The sequence below is a fragment of the Phycicoccus sp. Soil748 genome, from assembly GCF_001428025.1.
Classification (GTDB): domain Bacteria; phylum Actinomycetota; class Actinomycetes; order Actinomycetales; family Dermatophilaceae; genus Pedococcus.
In genome coordinates this window covers 746,364-761,978 of sequence record NZ_LMSC01000007.1, presented here as the reverse complement: position 1 = coordinate 761,978, position 15,615 = coordinate 746,364, and the positions used below count along the sequence as shown (strand labels likewise).

Sequence of the window (15,615 nt, the reverse complement as noted above, 5' to 3'; positions counted from 1 at the left end):
TAGCCGCCGCGCGCACCGACGCGCGCGGCGATCCGGACGACCTGACCCGAACGGGTGAGGGGCCACGCAGGCACGCGCCCTCCGCAGGCGCCCTCTTGAGGGGCCGAGCTCAGTCCACCGAGGGCGAGGCGTCGGGGTTGATCAGGGCCTGCATCCGGCCCTCGGGGTCGAGGCGCGCGAGCATGGCATCACTGATCCGTGCCAGCTGGCGCACCTGCGTGCGGGAGAGTCCGTCGAGGACGAGGTGCCGCACGGTCTCGACGTGCCCCGGGGCGGTCTCGACGACGAGGTCCCAGCCACGGTCGGTCAGGCGCGCGTTGGTGGCGCGGCCGTCCTCGGGGCACGGGAACCGCTCGACGAGGCCGCGGCCCTCGAGCTTGTTCACCACGTGCGACAGCCGGGGCAGCGTGGCGTTGGTCTTCTGTGCCAGCGCGGTCATCCGCAACGTGTGCTCCGGCGCCTCGGACAGCATCGCCAGGACGAAGTAGTCGAAGTGGCTGAGCCCGGCGTCGCGGCGCAGCTGGGCGTCGAGGGCCCCGGGCAGGAGCTCCATCACGGCGGCGAACCGCAGCCACGCCGCGCGCTCCTCGGGGTCCAACCATCTCGTGCTCATGCTCCACAGCATAGGACATTGGTTGAAGGAACAACTTTTGGGTGTACGGTGTTACTTGTATCAACAACCAAGCACTCACCACTCGGAGGCACACCATGGCGCACATCTCGATCATCGGAACCGGCAACATGGGCCAGGCGATCGCTGCCGTCGCCGGCCGCGGCGGCCACACCGTCACCCTCATCGGCAAGGACGACGCCGACGCCCGTCTCGGCGACGTGGTGGTCCTGGCCGTCCCCTACCCGGCCCTCGCCGACATCGTCGCCAGCCGTGGTGCCGAGCTCGCGGGCCGGATCGTCGTCGACATCACCAACCCGGTCGACTTCGCGACGTTCGACTCCCTCACCGTCGCCGCCGACGGCTCCGCTGCCGCCGAGCTGGCCGCTGCGCTCCCCGAGTCCCGCGTCCTCAAGGCGTTCAACACCAACTTCGCGGGCACCCTGGCCGCCGGGACCGTCGGTGCCCTCACCACGACCGTCCTCATCGCCGGCGACGACGCCGACGCGAAGACCACCCTGGCCGGCATCGTCGCGGCCGGCGGTCTCAAGGCCATCGATGCCGGGTCCCTGCGCCGAGCCCGGGAGCTCGAGGCCCTCGGCTTCCTCCAGATCACCCTCGCCGCCGGCGAGAAGATCTCGTGGACCGGCGGCTTCGGCGTCATCGCCTGACCCAGATCCCCATCAGCAGAACGGATTCCGCACCATGACCGTCAACGCCGTGCGCCTCAACCACGCCGTGCTCTTCGTCAGCGACCTCGACCGCAGCCTGGAGTTCTACCAGCAGGCCTTCGGGATGGAGGTCGTGGCGCAGGAGCCCCGTGCCCAGGCCGCGTTCCTGCGACTGCCCCGCTCGGCCAACCACCACGACCTCGGCCTCTTCGGGGTCGGCGCCCAGCCGCCACGCCCGCGAGGCGCCCTCGGGCTCTACCACCTCGCCTGGCAGGTCGACACCATCGACGAGCTGGTCGAGGCCCGCAGCACCCTGCTGCGCCTCGGCGCCCTCGGGGGCGAGTCGAGCCACGGCGCCACCAAGAGCATCTACGGCCAGGACCCCGACGGCAACGAGTTCGAGGTCATGTGGATGCTGCCGCGCGAGTCGTGGGGCGAGTTCGAGCACTCCGCACCGGTCGAGCGACTCGACCTCGCCGCCGAGACGACGCGCTGGTCGGGTGTCCGCACCGCCGCCGAGCTCGTACCGCTGGACGCACGATGACCACCGCCACGGGCACGGCCACCTTCGCCGCCCCGGTCGTCGCGACCCACGGCGCCGGTGACCCGAATGCTCCCCTGGTCGTCCTGCTCCACGGACGTGGGTCCACCGAGCAGGAGATCCTCGGACTCGCCTCCCACCTGCCGCAGGGCGTCGAGTACGCCGCCGTGCGGGCGCCGATCGCGGAGGGTGGCGGGTTCGCGTGGTTCGCCAACCGCGGCATCGGCCGTCCCGTGGCCTCCTCCCTCGAGGCCACCATGGCCTGGTTCCGGGCGTGGCTGGACTCGGTCGCCCCCGCCGGCCGACCCGTCGTGCTCATCGGCTTCAGCGGCGGCGCCGCCTTCGCCGGCGGGCTCGTGCTCGCGGACCCGTCGCGGTTCGCGGGCGCCGCGATCCTCTACGGCACGCTGCCCTTCGACGCCGGCGTCCCGCTCGACCGCAGCCGGCTGGCCAACCTGCCGGTGTTCGTGGCCCAGGGCGAGTCCGACCACGTCATCCCGCGCGAGCTCCTCGACCGCACCTGGGCCTGGCTGCACACCGAGTCCGGGGCACCCACCGTCGGACGACGCGACGCCAGCGGCCACGGACTCACGCAGGCCACCGTGCGCCGGCTGGCGGCGTGGGCCGCCGAACGCCTCACCCACGTCTCCGTCGAGGGAGCCGCTCCGGTGGGTCCGCAGCGGGACGTGGTCTGGCACAGCATCGAGGGCGGCCGGCTCCCCCACCGGGCCGGCCCGTCGCCCGAGGTCCACTGGGACATCCCGCAGCAGCAACAGTCGCAGAACGCCCCGCAACCGTTGCAGGAGAGGCTCTTCGAGCGCGTCAGCGCCCTCACCGGCGTGCAGGGCGGCCCGTCGCATATCTCCGTCCCCGGCGCGCGCGCCTTCACCCTGCCGGGCGGCGCCGGTCCCGACGAGTGCTACCTCGTACCGGGCGTGCGCGAGTTCGCCCACCTCCACCCGGCCCACGACGGCTCGCTCCACCTGGCCCTCCCGGCGGCGTACGCCGCGGACCTCGTCGCCCACGGCTGGGGCGTCCCGCACCCGTGGGCGGGCACCCGCCTGGCGGCCGGGTTCGTCATGCTGTTCGGCCCCCGGACCGAGGACGAGCTCGAGACCGTGACCGCGGTCGTCACCGAGGCCCACTCCTTCGCCTCCGGGAGCAGGACGGCCTGACCGCGGACACACGCGAAGACCCCCTCCGGGTTCCGGAGGGGGTCTTCGCGTGTGTGCGGTCGAGGGCTCTCAGCCGCGGTCGATCTGCATGACGACGGCCTTGGGCTCGGTGAAGAACTCGCGCGAGAAGTTGCCCCCCTCGCGCCCGACCCCCGAGTCACCGACGCCGCCGAAGGGCGTGCGCAGGTCGCGGATGAAGAAGCAGTTGACCCAGACCGTGCCGGCCCGAAGCCTCGACGAGACGCGGTGCGCCCGGGACAGGTTCTCGGTGAAGACCATCGCGTTGAGGCCGTAACGCGTGTCGTTGGCCAGGGCGACGACGTCGTCCTCGGTCTCGAAGCGGTTGACCACGCACACCGGGCCGAAGATCTCCTCGCAGTACTGAGGGGCCGTCAGCGGCAGGTCGGTGACGATGGTCGGCCGCACGAGCCAGGCGCCGTCCTCGTCGACCCCGCCGGTGAGGACCTTGCCGCCCTGCTCCTCCACGGACTCGACGTAGCCGCGCACCTTCTCGAAGTGGCGCCTGCTGGCGAGGACCGAGAACCTCGTGGCGGGGTCGAAGGGATCGCCGATGACGAGGGCCTCGGCTGCTGCCCTGAAGCGGTCCATGAACTCGTCGTGCACACCGGACTGCACGAACAGCCGCGACCCCGCGAGGCAGATCTGGCCGGAGTTGCGGAAGATCGCCTCCACGGCCCAGTGCACGGCGTTGTCGAGGTCGGCGTCGTCGAAGACGAGGTTCGCGCCCTTCCCGCCGAGCTCCAGCGAGACCGGCGCGAGGTGGGTCGCGGCGGAGGCCATGACCGCCTTGCCGGTGGTCGACGACCCCGTGAAGGTCACCCGGTCGACGCGCTCGTCGGCGGTGAGTGCTGCACCAGCAGGCGCGCCGTGGCCGTTGAGGACGTTGAGGACGCCCGGGGGGAAGCCTGCCTCGATGGCGAGGCGACCCAACAGCGTGACCGACGCGGGGGTGTCCTCGCTCGGCTTGATGATGCAGGTGTTGCCCCAGGCGATCGCGGGGGCGATCTTCCACGTGGCCATCATGAGCGGGAAGTTCCACGGCGAGATGGCTGCCACGACACCCGCGGGGCCGAACTCGCTGTACGAGTGGTGGCCCGAGTCCATCGGGTACACCTCCCCGACGTGGTCGCGCTGGTGGTCGGCGAAGAAGCGGAAGTTCCACACGGACCGACCGACGTCGTGCTTCGCCTGGGCGAACGGCTTGCCCATGTTGGTGGAGTCGAGGCGCGCCAGGTCGTCGGCGCGCTCCTCCATCAGGTCGGCGAGCCGGTGGATCGCGGCGGCGCGCTCGGCGCGGCCCATCCGCGGCCACGGGCCCTCCTCGAACGCCCGGCGCGAGCTCTCCACCGCGCGTGCCGCGTCGGCGGCACCCGCCTCCGCCGCCTGCGCGAAGACCTCCTGAGTCCACGGGTTCCAGACGTCGAAGCGAGCCCCGTCGAGGGACTCCACCTCCTCGCCGTCGATGATGTGGCCGAAGAACTGGATGTCACTCATGGCGCCTCCTTCCCGAGGTCCGGTGAGGTGTCATGGGCCGAGGCGGCACGGCGCTCGGCGATGGTGACGTCGCCTGCCGCCCAGTGGGTCGCCGGCACCTCGCGGACGACGACCCTGACGTTCTCGAGGGGCGCGTCGACGGTCTCGACGACGGCCCGGGTCAGTGCGGAGACGAGGGCGCGCACCTGCTCGGGCGTGCGGCCCTCCACCATGGTCACCTCGACGAGTGGCACGGTCCTCAGCCCTCCCCACCGTTGAGGAAGACCGACCCGAGGTGGGTGAAGTGGCACGCGGTGCTCGACCCGGGTGGCGCGAAGACCGCATCGGTCATGCCGCCGGTGAGGACGATCCACCCCGCCTCGATGGCGTGGCCCCGTCGGGCGAGGTCGTTGGCGGCGAGGGCGAGCGCCTCCCCGGGGTGTCCCTGCACGGCCGCACCCGTGGCCGAGTCGACGACCACGCCGCCGACCTCGACGAGGACGGCCTCCAGGGCGAGGTCCAGCTCGGCCGGGGGCAGCCCGACCGGTCCCGTGACGAAGGCCCCCGACGAGGCGTTGTCGGCGGCGACGTCACCGGCGGTGAACCGGAAGTCCTGGTAGCGGCTGTCGATGACCTCGGCGCCGCCCCACACCGACTCGACCGCGGACATGGCCTGCGCGCAGGTGACGCCGGGGCCCTCGAGGCGCTCCCCCATGACGAAGACGATCTCGGGCTCTATCCGCGGGTGGATCAGGCGCGACTGCGGGACCGGGTCGCCGACCGGAAGCACCATCGCGTCGGTGAGCCAGGCCACGAACGGGAAGTGGACCCCCATCCGCTGCTGCTTGGCGCGGCTGGTCAGGCCGAGCTTGACGCCCACGAGCTTCTCCCCGCGCGCGAGCCGCTTGGCGAGGTTCAGGTCCTGGACCTCGTAGCCGGTGTCGAGGTCGAGCCCCGGCCACTCGTCGGTGAAGGGGGGCCGCTTGCGACGCTCGTCCTCGCACCGCAGGAGCTCGGCGGCGACGGAGTCGACGTCCCAGCCGCCTGCCGGTGCGGTGCCGGGCTGCGCGGACATCAGCGGACCCCCGCCCCGGCGAGGTCCCCGAGCTCGACGAGCTGGGCCCGCTCCTCGGCGAGCTGGAGGGCGATGTCGATGATCATGTCCTCCTGGCCGCCGACGTACCCGTGCTCCCCCACCTTCTGCAGGATGGCGTGCGCCGGCACGTCGTACCGCTCGGCGGCACGCTCGGCGTGCAGCAGGAACGAGCTGTAGACCCCCGCGTAGCCCTGGGTGATGGACGCCCGGTCCATCCACGGCAGGCGCGGGATGAACGGCCGGACGACGTCCTCGGCCGCCGAGAGCACCTCCCCCAGATCGATGCCGGTGCGGACCCCGAGGCGCTCGAACGTCGCCGCCAGCACCTCCGTGGGGCTGTTGCCCGCGCCGGCGCCGAGCGCGCACAGCGCCCCGTCGATCTGCAGGGCCCCTGCCTGGTGGGCGAGGACGGAGTTGGCGATGCCGAGGCTGAGGTTCTGGTGGCCGTGGAAGCCCACCTGCGCCTCGGCGCCGATCTCGTCGATGACGGCGGCGATCCGCTGCTGCGCGTCCGAGAGCACGAGGGCGCCCGCGGAGTCGACGACGTAGACGCACTGGGCACCGGCATCGACCATGGTCCGCGCCTGCTGGGCGAGCTTCTCGGGCGTGGCCTTGTGGCTCAGCATGAGGAAGCCGACCGTCTCCATGCCGAGGGCCCGGGCCGCGCCGAAGTGCTGGACCGAGACGTCGGCCTCGGTGCAGTGCGTGGCGATCCGGGCGACCGAGGCCCCGGCCGCGTGCGCCTGCTTGAGGTGGTGCACCGTACCCAGCCCCGGGAGCATCAGCACCGCGATCTTCGCCCGGGTGGCCTCGTCGACGGCCGCGGCGATCAGCTTCATCTCGTCGACCGCGGAGAAGCCGTAGTTGAAGCTCGAGCCCCCGAGCCCGTCACCGTGCGAGACCTCGATGACCTCCACGCCGGCGCGGTCGAGGGCGTGCACGACGCCACGCACCTGCTCCTCGGTGAACTGGTGCTGCATGGCGTGGGAGCCGTCGCGCAGGGTCGAGTCGGTGATGCGCAGGTCACGCTGACCGCCACCGCTGGGGGTGTGGGCGAGGACCTCGGACTCGGTCACCTCGCTCGTGACGACGGGCGCGTCCTCGGGGCGGATGGTCATGTCTCCCATGGGGATCAGGCTCCTGCCTGCTGTGCGCCGGCGCCTGCGCCGACCAGCGGGTCGGGGACGTCGCCGAGCTCGCTCGAGGACTTCCAGGTGGAGGCGACCCCCAGGCGGTGGGCGACCATGATGTCGCCCACGCGGGCTGCGGCCGCCGTGATGATGTCGAGGTTGCCGGCGTAGTCGGGCAGGTAGTCGCCGCGTCCCTTGACCTCGATGGGGACGAACACCTGCGCCATACCCCGCCACAGGTCGCGGGCCGGGTCGAACTGCGGGTCGGCGCGGAGGTGGTAGCCGGGCACGTAGTCCTGCACCCGGGCGACCATCTCGTGGATGGACTCGAGGATGCGGTCCTGCAGCGCGCCGGGCTCCCCCGCCTCCGCGGGTATGGCGCAGAAGACCGAGTTGCGCATCATGAGGGGCGGCTCGACGGGGTTGAGGATGATGATGGCCTTGCCTCGCTCGGCACCGCCGACCACCTGGAGCGCCTCGGACGTGGTCTCGGTGAACTCGTCGATGTTGGCACGCGTCCCCGGACCGGCCGACCGGCTGGAGATCGACGCGACGATCTCCGCGTAGGGCACGGACACGACGGAGGAGACCGCCTTGACCATCGGGGTCGTGGCCTGTCCCCCGCAGGTGATCATGTTGACGTTCATCGCGTCGAGGTTGAAGTCGAGGTTGACCGGCGGGCAGAGGTACGGCCCGACGGCAGCGGGCGTGAGGTCGACGGCGAGGATGCCGGCCTCCGCGTACCGGGGAGCGTTGGCCTCGTGGGCCTTCGCGGACGTGCACTCGAAGACGACGTCGGGCAGGTCGTCCTGGGCCAGCAGCCAGTCGACGCCCTCGTGGCTCGCCCGGAGTCCGACCGATCGGGCGCGCCTGAGGCCGTCTGAGGCCGGGTCGACCCCGACCATGTAGCGCGGCTCGAGCACGTCGCTGCGCCGCAGGAGCTTGAACATCAGGTCGGTGCCGATGTTGCCCGGGCCGACGATGGCGGCGGTGCCCGTGGTCCGGGTCGGGGTGGACGTCGGGGTGGACATGTCGCTCCTCGGTTGATCGGGGGTTCTGGGTGTGGGTCAGGCGAATCGGGCGGTGACGCTGCCGAGCCCGGCGAACGTCGCGGTGAAGGTGTCGCCGGCGGCGACCGGCACCATGGCGCACACGGCACCCGGCAGGACGACGTCGCCCTCCTCGAGCGTGATCCCGCGGGCTCCGACGGTGTTGGCGAGCCAGACGAGGGAGTTGACGGGCGAGCCGAGGACGGCGCCACCGGCGCCGGTGCCCACGACCTGGCCGTTGCGGTGGAAGGTCGCGCCGGCGAGGCGCAGGTCGACCGCGCCCACGTCGGTCGGTGTCGAGCCCAGGACGACCGCCCCGCTGCTCGCGTTGTCGGCGATGGTGTCCAGGAGCCCGATCCTCCAGTCGCGGATGCGGCTGTCGACGATCTCCAGGGCGGGCAGGACGAAGTCGACAGCCCGCAACGCCTCGTGGACCGTGACGCCCGGGCCCTTGAGCGGTCGCTTGAGGACGAAGGCGACCTCCGGCTCCACCCGTGGCTGGAGGAAGGAGCTGACCGGGACCGGAGCGTGCTCGAGGTGGAAGAAGTCGTCGAGCAGGTGGCCGTAGTCGGGCTCGGTCACCCCGAGGAGCTTCTGCATCGCGACGCTCGTCAGGCCCACCTTGTGACCCCGGACGACCCGGCCCTCGTCCCGACGGCGCTCGACCTGCAGCAGCTGGATGGCGTAGGCGTCCTCGAGGGTCATGTCCTCGTACGTGGCCGTCAGCGGCTCGACGGGCGTGCGCGTGGCGTAGGCAGCGAGGAGCTGCTCGGCGGCGGCGGCGCGGGTGAGATCGTCCACGTGGCTGACCTTCCTCGGTGCGGTGCTGCGGTCGGGCGGCTCGTCCCGCCGACACTGTCGACGGTACGGACCCGCGGCCCCGCGCGCCGCCCCCGTTCCGCTCCCGGGAACGGGACCCGCTGGTCAGCCTGCGTGGGCGAGGGAGATCCGCCGGGCGGCGGCGGTGAGCACCGGCACCAGGCGGTCGACGCGGGGGGCGATGACCTCGGTGGGCCCGAACACCGAGATGGCGGCGACGGCGCGCCGGTGGACGACGACGGGCACCGCCACCGAGGACGCACCGTCGAACGACTCGCTCGTCGACGAGGCGAAGCCGACCCGTCGCACGCCCTCGAGACAGCGCACCCAGTCCGCCTCAGTCCGGACGGTCCGGCTCACGCGGGGCGGGAAGCCGGCACGACGGCGCGCCAGGTCGGCTGCGGGGTCGAAGGCCGCGATCGCCTTGCCGCTGCTCGTGGTGTGCGCGGGCAGCCGGCGCCCGAAGTTGCCGAGCATCCGCACGCCGTCACTGTTCTCGATGCGCTCGATGAAGACGATGTCCGGGCCGTCGCTGACCGACAGGTTCGTCGTGAGGCCGGTGGTTGCGACGACCTGGCGCAGGTGCGGGAGGGCGTGGTGGCGAAGGGCGTTGCGGGCCAGGGCCAGCTCGCCCAGCTCGTAGAGGTGGATGCCCAGGCGGTACAGGCCGGTGTCCGGGCGCTGCTCGACGAACCCGCGGCTCGTCAGCGTCTGGAGCAACCGGTGGGCCGTGGACTTCGCGACCCCGAGCCGTCGTGCGATGTCGGAGACCCCCAGCTCGCCGTCCGTGGCGAAGCACTCGAGCACGTCGAGGGCGCTGCCGACCGACTTGACCCCTGCCGTGTCGTCGCCGTGGCTCCGCTTCGGGGTGCTGGAGCACCACACCTGCTCCTGCGCGAGGGTTGTCATGGCCTGGCTCCTTTGCCCTTCCGGTGATGGGCTGACAATGCCTGCCGCCGCGTGCTTCGATCAACGAATGCGTTCCACTGAGCGGAACGGTCCGCCGGTCAGCCTCCTCTCCCGCGCGACCGCGGTCCTCGAGGCGTTCGACGACAGCCACCCCGTCCTGGGGCTCGCCGACCTCGCGCGCCGTACGGGACTGCCGAAGTCGACCGTGCACCGCATCGCGAGCGAGCTGGTGTCGCTGCGCGTCCTCGAGCGCCCAGACGACGCCACGGTGGACGGCTACCGGCTCGGCATGTGGTTCTTCGAACGGGGCGAGCTCGTCCCGGTGCACCGGTCGCTGTCCGACGCGGCCCTCCCGGTGATGGAGGACCTGCGTGAAGCCACCCGCCAGCGCATCCACCTCGCGGTCCTCGACGGGGTGGACGTCGTCTACGTCGAGATCCTCGGCACGGGGCGGCACGACATCGCCTCCCGCACCGGTGGCCGGTTGCCGGCGCACGCCACCGGTGTCGGCAAGGTCCTGCTGGCCTACAGCCCTGCCGCCACGGTCCGCGCCCGGGTGGACGCCGGGCTCCCCCGGATGACGCCGCGGACCATCGCGACGCCCGGAGGCCTCACCCGTGAGCTGCGCAAGATCCGCTCGGTGGGGATGGCGCTCGACCTCGAGGAGTCGCACCTGGGCATCTCCTGCGTGGCGGCACCGGTCTTCGGCGCCGACCACAAGATCCGCGCAGGGCTGTCGGTGACCGGCGTGACCGGGTCGATCGACCCGGTCACCCTCGGGCCCGCCGTGCGGACCGCCGCCTTCACCCTCAGCCGGACCCTGCGCGCCTCGGGCCTCTAGCGCTTGATGAGCGGCGACCGCACACCCCCCGTCGCCTTGTCGCCCTCGTTGAAGAAGTCCTCCCGGTGGATGTCCCGCGGGAAGAGCCGTCTGCCCATGAGGGTCTTCAGGGCCGCGTCGACCATCGGCGGTGGGCCGCACAGGTAGCCGGCGCTCCCGCTGAGGCTGGCGTGGTCGGCGGCGATCACGTCGGTGACGAGGCCGAAGCCGTAGTCAGCGGCGTCGGCGCCGCAGTCCTCGGGAGCCTCGTCAGAGAGGCACGGCCGGTAGGTGAACCGGTCGGGGTACCGCGCGGCGAGCCCACGGAAGTACTCCACGTCGTAGAGCCACTCCCGCGTGCGGGCTCCCTGGTACAGGGTCAGCCGCCCCTCGTACGCGTCGTCCTCGAGCGCGTGGCGCAGCATCGACTTCAAGGGCGCGAGCCCTGTCCCGCCACCCACCAGGATGGCGTGCCGGTCGTCCCCCGTGCGGAGCACGAAGCGGCCGTAGGGTCCCGACACCGAGACGCGGTCGCCCACCATGAGGCCGCCGAAGACCCAGCCGTCGGTCCCCCGGCCGCCCTCGACGTTGCGGATGTGGAACTCCAGCCTCCGCGACTCGCTGGGTGGCGAGGCGATGGACCAGGTGCGGTCCACCGCCGGCATCCCGTCCCGCGCCGGCACCTGGAACTTGAGGTACTGCCCTGCGTTGAAACCGATCTCACGGTCGAGCTCGATGACGAGCCGTCGCGTCTGGAGCGCGATCTCCTCGAGCTCGACGACGGTGCCCGTGTAGTCCTCGACCGGGAAGACCTCCACGGAGTCGTCGACGTCGACGTCGGCCTCGATCACGACGTCCGACCGCGGGCAGGCGACGCACGGGAGGACCTTGCCCTCGTCGCGCTCGTAGTCCATCAGCGCGAACGAGCTGGCCGCCCCGTGGTCCACCTCACCGTCGAGCACCTCGGCCTTGCAGGTCGCGCAGGTGCCGTGGGTGCAGCTGTGCGGGAGCCAGACCCCGCTGCGCAGGCAGGCGTCGAGGATCGTCTGGTCCTCGCGGCACTCGACCTCGCGGCCGAGGGGCTCGACGGTGATGGTGTGGGTGTCCATGTCTCTCCTCCGGGTGGTCCGCTTCAGGCCGCCACACGCGTGCCGATGACGTCCTTGTGCCCCACGCCCAGCTCGGCGAGCGTCTGGTCGTCGCGCGGCTGGAACTGCGCGCCGTGCAGGGTCCACACCCGCGGTGCGGCCGCGTCGAAGTCGGGGTCCTCCTCGGCGAAGGGGACCACGACGCCGTTCCAGAAGTCGGCCCAGGTCATCGCCCTCGGCGCCCGGAAGCAGGCAGCGGCGGCGAACCACAGGGTGTCGGTGAACCACACGTGGACGAGCTGGTCGTCCCCGTACAGCTCCTGGCGTGAGCGCGACGGGAACTCGTACGCGCCGATGCTCTTGACGGTCATCCTTCAGCCCTCCGTTCCGGTCGGTGCGTGGTCGTCGTGCCAGGTGTTCCAGTTCTTCTCGTCGACGGAGCCCTTGTACTCGCCGCTGTCACCCTCCTCGAGGCCGTACCACTGCAGGACGTCCGGCAGGGTCGGCCCGCCGCAGCTCCCCTGGTAGATCTGGTGCACGGGCAGCCACGCCTGGACGTACTTCTCCGGCTCGCGCTCGAAGATCCACTGGCAGCCGTTCGAGCAGGTCTGGAACGTCTCGCCGTCGTACACCGACTCGCGCTGGCAGATCGTCGTCGGGTCGCCCGGCTCGGTGAAGAGCATCGGCACCTGGCAGACCTGGCAGAGCTGGGGCAGGCCGCGCCAGAAGTGCCGGCCACCGGCCTCGATGTTCTTCTCCTCCTTGGCCCACAGCGGCTGGTAGAGCTGCTCGAAGGTGTCGGGGTAGTTGTCCCGCAGCCACTGCTGGTGCTCGGCGTCGGGGACCGAGGTCGTGAAGGCCGCCGCGTGCGAGAACTGGTAGAGGGTCCAGTACACCTGGTGTGACAGGGTCTCCTTCTCGGCGATGGCGTCGTCGACGTGCTTCGGCGGCGTGATGCCGTAGAAGGCGAGGTCGGCGAACAGGCCCCCGAGCATCTGCTCCTCGAAGTACAGCTCGAAGGACTCCTTCCAGCTCATCACCTTGCGCGGCAACATGTAGTCGAGCATCTGCGCGACCAGCGCCGTGACGCGGTACCCGCGCCAGAACCACTTGTCGATCCACGCCTGGACGATCGGGACGTTGCCCTCGTCCTGCTCGAGGATGAACTTGATCGCCTCGAGCCCGAGGGTCATGTGGCGCGACTCGTCGGACTGCGCCGAGAAGCCGAAGGTCATCGTCGGCAGGTCGCCGTTGAACGACGCGCCTGACATGAACGGCACGAACAGCAGGTTGGTCAGGAGGTACTCGAAGGAGAACCCGATGGCGATGAGGAACTCGAACGGCCCGGCGGACAGCGCGTCGTCGAAGAACGACTTCGGCACCGAGAGGTACCAGACCCGGTCGTGCTGCTCGAGGTAGTTGTGGAAGCCGCCGTAGTACTTGTTGTAGTTGCTGAGCGTGTGGATCTCGGTCTGCGTGTGGCGCAGCTCGTCGATCGACTGGCAGAGGGCGGCGAAGCGCGGTCCCGGGCCGTTGAGGTGCCGGGCCAGGTAGGCGAAGTTCCGGTGCGCCGTGTACTCCAGCGGCGTGACGCCCTGGAGGAACACCTTCATCGCGTTGAGGTACGACGCGTCGGTGAGGCTGAGGTGCCCCTGGCTCTGGGCGAACCCGTCGAGCACGGCGTAGAGGCGCTTGTCCTTCTCGGCCTGGTACTTCGCGTAGGCGTCGACGGTGAGGCGGAAGGGGTCCTCCCACTTGCCCCAGTCGTGGATCTTGATGCCCTCGAACTCGGTGTGGGGGAACACGTCGCGCTTGTCGACGTAGCTCGGCTCCCAGTCGAGGTCCCGGGTCAGCGCCTCGTAGCGCTGCTTCATGGTCAGCTTGCGGGGGCCCTTGGGGGCGATGGTCATGTCTCGCAACCTTTCTCAGTGGTCCCAGGCGATGACGATCTCGTCGTCATCCCATTCCTTGATGTGCCCGAAGTAGCTGACGATGGCCAGCTGGAACTCGTGCGTCTCCCACTCGCGGCCGAGGCGCTCCTCGACCGCCTCCCGGGTGACGACCAGTCGGCCCGGGGCGGAGATCCGGACGAGGCCGGGCATGTGCTTGACGGTGCAGCCGTCGTTCGTCGCCTCGATGGCCTCGACGACGGAGCGGTTCGCCTCGCTCTCCTGGATGTCGACGCCCACGGTGCGGGTGGCGGCGGGTGTGGCAGTCATGTCGTCTCCTCCTGGTCAGGCCGTGGGGGCCGCGGGGGCCGCGGCCGTGTCGGGGCCGGCGGCGCGGACGGCTTCGCGGATGCCGTCGGCGGTGGCCTCGAGCGCGGCGACCGCACCGGAGGCGACGAGCTCGTCGACGCGCAGGGCGACCGGGCGGACAGCGCGCAGCGCCTCCTCGAGGGCCTCGGTCGTGGTGCTCGCGAGCAGGGCGGCGTTGGCCGACCCGGTCGACGGGTCCGCAGCCCACGCCTTGTAGAGGCCGTCGAGCCACTTGCGCTGGTCCTTGAACCACGTGGCGAAGTGCTGAGCCACGAGGCTGTACGCCCCGGCCCCGGACTCGATGGCGGCGTCGTCGAGGTGGCCGTGGAAGAGCGCGTAGACGAGGCGGTCGGTGACGTCGAGTCGGACGAGCGCACGGCCCCAGTCCTTCTCGAGGAAGAGCTCCTCGACGAAGCGGCGCAGGCCCTGCAGTGGTGCGTCCTCGACCCACCGGGTCTTCGCCTGGGTGAGCAGCTCTGCCGTCCCACCGCCCAGGGCGATGCCCAGGCGGCTCAACGACTGGGCGTTGCCGATGCGGTCGAACGCGGCGTAGCCGGCGCACTGGGTGATCGTCGTGCCGAACCCGAAACGCGTGACGTCGCTGCACACCATCTGCGCGCCCGACTCGTAGTGCCGCAACGGCACGAGCAGCTCGCCGACGAGCGTGGCCCACCCCTCGGGGAGCCGCGACAGCAGGTCGCGGGAGTCGAGGTAGTCCAGCGTCGCCGCCATCGCCTCCGCCATGGCGGCCCGCGAGCTGACGTACGGCGCGTAGTAGTACTGCCGTGGGTCGGTGAACGAGTACGGGTCGGTGAGCCGGAAGGCACTGAGCGTCTCGTCGTAGAGCTCGTGCTGCGGGTCCCACAGCGGTCGGTAGTGGAAGTTCTCCTTGGCCTGGACGTCGATCGTCCCCTCCTCGTAGCGGGAGGCGGGGCGGTCGCCGTAGCGCTTCACCAGGTGGGTGAAGGTCTTGCGTTGCGGTTCGATGACCTGCGTGCGGAGCTCATACTGCATGGCGTGCCTCCTCAGGCGACGTGGTGGTGGGTGACACCCGACTCGACGAGCAGGCGGACCAGCAGGTCGGGCAGGGCGTCGGCGTCCTCGAGCTCGACGGGCTCCTCGGACTCGATGCCGTCGCCGACCAGCCGGCCGTACGCCGTGCCGTCCTCGAACGTCGTCGAGACGCGGGCCGCGCGGCCGCGGTGGACGACCCGGAAGGCGAGCTCGGTCGGCAGGGTCTCGTCGACGAGCTCCAGCCGGTCGTCGGCCGCGCCGAGGACCGCGTTGGCCTCGCTGACGAGCTGCTCGGCGAGCGAGCGGATCATCACCTGCCGGTCGGCGCCGGTGCCCGTGGCGATGCGCCGGCTGAGCCGGGTCACCGGTGGGGGCGACATCGCGCCCAGGGCCACGAGGTCGTCCTCGGGGGTGCCGACGAGCTCAGCTACTCGCTGCATGAACGGGGTCATGGTGCGTCCTCTCGGTGACGTCGCGGTGGCAGAAGAAGGTGGGGCTCACCCCGGTGACGCCGGCGACCACCGCAGCGGCGCCGGTGGAGGCGATGTCCTTGTCCTGGGCGGCGGACCCGCCCGAGACGCCGACGGCACCGACGGCACCCCCGCCGAGCACGATCGGGACCCCCCCGCCGAAGGCCGCGACCCGCCCGCGCTGGCCGATGCCCTCGCGGACGGGGTCCTCACCCGCGATGGCGTCGTAGAAGTCGTCGGTGGCGACCCCGCCGAAGCCGGCCACGGTCCACGCCTTGTCCTGGGCGATGGCCCCGGACACGGCGAACGCCCCGTCCATCCGGGCAAAGGCCAGCAGCCCACCACCCGTGTCGGCGACGGCCACGTTCACCGCGACGCCCAGGGCCTGGGCCCGGCGCACCGCGGCGTCGAGAGCGAGGCGCGCACCGTCGTAGGTGAGGGTGAGCTCGTTGCGCAGCAACATGGTTCGGC

General features: G+C 71.4%; 19 protein-coding genes. 4 read left to right on the top strand and 15 right to left on the bottom strand.

The features are described from left to right. Window positions 1-109: 109 nt before the first annotated feature. Entirely contained in the window at window positions 110-613 is a 504-nt protein-coding gene (locus tag ASG70_RS11285) for a MarR family winged helix-turn-helix transcriptional regulator (RefSeq protein ID WP_056884169.1), read from the bottom strand. 95 nt (window positions 614-708) lie between these two features. Here ASG70_RS11285 and ASG70_RS11280 point away from each other — a divergent pair, with 95 nt between their 5' ends. From ASG70_RS11280 to ASG70_RS11270, 3 genes are read left to right on the top strand one after another with little or no spacing between them, the layout of a single operon-like run. After that, entirely contained in the window at window positions 709-1,281 is a 573-nt protein-coding gene (locus ASG70_RS11280) for an NADPH-dependent F420 reductase (protein ID WP_056883865.1), read from the top strand. Between the two features lie 34 nt (window positions 1,282-1,315). Continuing rightward, window positions 1,316-1,825 carry a VOC family protein gene (locus tag ASG70_RS11275; RefSeq protein ID WP_056883864.1) on the top strand — a complete coding sequence of 170 codons (510 nt, stop codon included), beginning with the start codon at window positions 1,316-1,318 and terminating at the stop codon, window positions 1,823-1,825. Continuing rightward, window positions 1,822-2,997, top strand: coding sequence for a luciferase family protein (locus ASG70_RS11270; protein WP_056883863.1), 1,176 nt, complete (start codon window positions 1,822-1,824; stop codon window positions 2,995-2,997). The genes ASG70_RS11275 and ASG70_RS11270 overlap by 4 nt, the downstream gene beginning before the upstream one ends. 69 nt (window positions 2,998-3,066) lie before the next feature. On the opposite strand, the gene ASG70_RS11265 is transcribed toward ASG70_RS11270, so the two are convergent. The 7 genes from ASG70_RS11265 to ASG70_RS11235 form a co-directional block, all read right to left on the bottom strand. After that, window positions 3,067-4,512: an aldehyde dehydrogenase gene (locus tag ASG70_RS11265; protein WP_056883862.1), complete on the bottom strand. Its 1,446-nt coding sequence runs from the start codon at window positions 4,510-4,512 to the stop codon at window positions 3,067-3,069. Continuing rightward, complete coding sequence (locus ASG70_RS11260; protein ID WP_056883861.1) at window positions 4,509-4,745, bottom strand: 2-hydroxymuconate tautomerase; 237 nt, start codon at window positions 4,743-4,745, stop codon at window positions 4,509-4,511. Before ASG70_RS11260 ends, ASG70_RS11265 begins: the two co-directional genes overlap by 4 nt. Before the next feature lie 5 nt (window positions 4,746-4,750). Next, window positions 4,751-5,566, bottom strand: coding sequence for a 2-keto-4-pentenoate hydratase (locus ASG70_RS11255; protein WP_056883860.1), 816 nt, complete (start codon window positions 5,564-5,566; stop codon window positions 4,751-4,753). Beyond that, window positions 5,566-6,714 carry a 4-hydroxy-2-oxovalerate aldolase gene (gene dmpG, locus ASG70_RS11250; protein WP_082590505.1) on the bottom strand — a complete coding sequence of 383 codons (1,149 nt, stop codon included), beginning with the start codon at window positions 6,712-6,714 and terminating at the stop codon, window positions 5,566-5,568. The genes ASG70_RS11255 and dmpG overlap by 1 nt, the downstream gene beginning before the upstream one ends. 5 nt (window positions 6,715-6,719) lie before the next feature. Further along, complete coding sequence (locus tag ASG70_RS11245; RefSeq protein ID WP_056883859.1) at window positions 6,720-7,748, bottom strand: acetaldehyde dehydrogenase (acetylating); 1,029 nt, start codon at window positions 7,746-7,748, stop codon at window positions 6,720-6,722. A gap of 36 nt (window positions 7,749-7,784) precedes the next feature. Then, entirely contained in the window at window positions 7,785-8,567 is a 783-nt protein-coding gene (locus ASG70_RS11240) for a 2-keto-4-pentenoate hydratase (RefSeq protein ID WP_056883858.1), read from the bottom strand. 123 nt (window positions 8,568-8,690) lie between these two features. Beyond that, window positions 8,691-9,494: an IclR family transcriptional regulator gene (locus tag ASG70_RS11235; RefSeq protein WP_082590504.1), complete on the bottom strand. Its 804-nt coding sequence runs from the start codon at window positions 9,492-9,494 to the stop codon at window positions 8,691-8,693. Between the two features lie 67 nt (window positions 9,495-9,561). Here ASG70_RS11235 and ASG70_RS11230 point away from each other — a divergent pair, with 67 nt between their 5' ends. Then, a complete protein-coding gene (locus tag ASG70_RS11230; protein WP_056883857.1) occupies window positions 9,562-10,335 on the top strand; it encodes an IclR family transcriptional regulator in 774 nt (257 codons plus the stop codon). On the opposite strand, the gene ASG70_RS11225 is transcribed toward ASG70_RS11230, so the two are convergent. From ASG70_RS11225 to ASG70_RS11195, 7 genes are read right to left on the bottom strand one after another with little or no spacing between them, the layout of a single operon-like run. Beyond that, window positions 10,332-11,423, bottom strand: a complete 1,092-nt coding sequence (locus tag ASG70_RS11225; protein WP_056883856.1) for an NADH:ubiquinone reductase (Na(+)-transporting) subunit F — start codon at window positions 11,421-11,423, stop codon at window positions 10,332-10,334. The genes ASG70_RS11230 and ASG70_RS11225 overlap by 4 nt on opposite strands. A gap of 23 nt (window positions 11,424-11,446) precedes the next feature. Continuing rightward, entirely contained in the window at window positions 11,447-11,773 is a 327-nt protein-coding gene (locus tag ASG70_RS11220; RefSeq protein ID WP_056883855.1) for a phenol hydroxylase subunit P4, read from the bottom strand. Window positions 11,774-11,776: 3 nt separating this feature from the next. After that, window positions 11,777-13,312, bottom strand: a complete 1,536-nt coding sequence (locus ASG70_RS11215; RefSeq protein ID WP_056883854.1) for a YHS domain-containing protein — start codon at window positions 13,310-13,312, stop codon at window positions 11,777-11,779. A gap of 15 nt (window positions 13,313-13,327) precedes the next feature. Further along, on the bottom strand, window positions 13,328-13,621 hold the full coding sequence (locus tag ASG70_RS11210) for an MmoB/DmpM family protein (RefSeq protein WP_056883853.1): 294 nt from the start codon (window positions 13,619-13,621) through the stop codon (window positions 13,328-13,330). A 15-nt stretch (window positions 13,622-13,636) separates the two neighbouring features. Further along, the gene (locus ASG70_RS11205) at window positions 13,637-14,674 is read right to left on the bottom strand and encodes a phenol 2-monooxygenase (protein WP_056883852.1); all 1,038 of its coding nucleotides are present in this window, start codon (window positions 14,672-14,674) and stop codon (window positions 13,637-13,639) included. A gap of 11 nt (window positions 14,675-14,685) precedes the next feature. Continuing rightward, the gene (locus ASG70_RS11200; RefSeq protein ID WP_156399943.1) at window positions 14,686-15,114 is read right to left on the bottom strand and encodes a hypothetical protein; all 429 of its coding nucleotides are present in this window, start codon (window positions 15,112-15,114) and stop codon (window positions 14,686-14,688) included. Next, window positions 15,098-15,607: a heme-binding protein gene (locus ASG70_RS11195; RefSeq protein ID WP_082590503.1), complete on the bottom strand. Its 510-nt coding sequence runs from the start codon at window positions 15,605-15,607 to the stop codon at window positions 15,098-15,100. The genes ASG70_RS11200 and ASG70_RS11195 overlap by 17 nt, the downstream gene beginning before the upstream one ends. Between the last annotated feature and the right edge of the window lie 8 nt (window positions 15,608-15,615).

What these genes read in the sequence shown, in the direction of transcription:
- ASG70_RS11275 (WP_056883864.1), top strand. Translation starts at nt 1,316, where the DNA reads ATGACCGTCAACGCCGTGCGCCTCAACCACGCCGTGCTCTTCGTCAGC.
- ASG70_RS11200 (WP_156399943.1), bottom strand. Translation starts at nt 15,114, where the DNA reads ATGCAGCGAGTAGCTGAGCTCGTCGGCACCCCCGAGGACGACCTCGTG.
- ASG70_RS11285 (WP_056884169.1), bottom strand. Translation starts at nt 613, where the DNA reads ATGAGCACGAGATGGTTGGACCCCGAGGAGCGCGCGGCGTGGCTGCGG.
- ASG70_RS11270 (WP_056883863.1), top strand. Translation starts at nt 1,822, where the DNA reads ATGACCACCGCCACGGGCACGGCCACCTTCGCCGCCCCGGTCGTCGCG.
- ASG70_RS11235 (WP_082590504.1), bottom strand. Translation starts at nt 9,494, where the DNA reads ATGACAACCCTCGCGCAGGAGCAGGTGTGGTGCTCCAGCACCCCGAAG.
- dmpG (WP_082590505.1), bottom strand. Translation starts at nt 6,714, where the DNA reads ATGGGAGACATGACCATCCGCCCCGAGGACGCGCCCGTCGTCACGAGC.
- ASG70_RS11220 (WP_056883855.1), bottom strand. Translation starts at nt 11,773, where the DNA reads ATGACCGTCAAGAGCATCGGCGCGTACGAGTTCCCGTCGCGCTCACGC.
- ASG70_RS11205 (WP_056883852.1), bottom strand. Translation starts at nt 14,674, where the DNA reads ATGCAGTATGAGCTCCGCACGCAGGTCATCGAACCGCAACGCAAGACC.
- ASG70_RS11265 (WP_056883862.1), bottom strand. Translation starts at nt 4,512, where the DNA reads ATGAGTGACATCCAGTTCTTCGGCCACATCATCGACGGCGAGGAGGTG.
- ASG70_RS11245 (WP_056883859.1), bottom strand. Translation starts at nt 7,748, where the DNA reads ATGTCCACCCCGACGTCCACCCCGACCCGGACCACGGGCACCGCCGCC.
- ASG70_RS11215 (WP_056883854.1), bottom strand. Translation starts at nt 13,312, where the DNA reads ATGACCATCGCCCCCAAGGGCCCCCGCAAGCTGACCATGAAGCAGCGC.
- ASG70_RS11280 (WP_056883865.1), top strand. Translation starts at nt 709, where the DNA reads ATGGCGCACATCTCGATCATCGGAACCGGCAACATGGGCCAGGCGATC.
- ASG70_RS11210 (WP_056883853.1), bottom strand. Translation starts at nt 13,621, where the DNA reads ATGACTGCCACACCCGCCGCCACCCGCACCGTGGGCGTCGACATCCAG.
- ASG70_RS11255 (WP_056883860.1), bottom strand. Translation starts at nt 5,566, where the DNA reads ATGTCCGCGCAGCCCGGCACCGCACCGGCAGGCGGCTGGGACGTCGAC.
- ASG70_RS11230 (WP_056883857.1), top strand. Translation starts at nt 9,562, where the DNA reads ATGCGTTCCACTGAGCGGAACGGTCCGCCGGTCAGCCTCCTCTCCCGC.
- ASG70_RS11195 (WP_082590503.1), bottom strand. Translation starts at nt 15,607, where the DNA reads ATGTTGCTGCGCAACGAGCTCACCCTCACCTACGACGGTGCGCGCCTC.
- ASG70_RS11225 (WP_056883856.1), bottom strand. Translation starts at nt 11,423, where the DNA reads ATGGACACCCACACCATCACCGTCGAGCCCCTCGGCCGCGAGGTCGAG.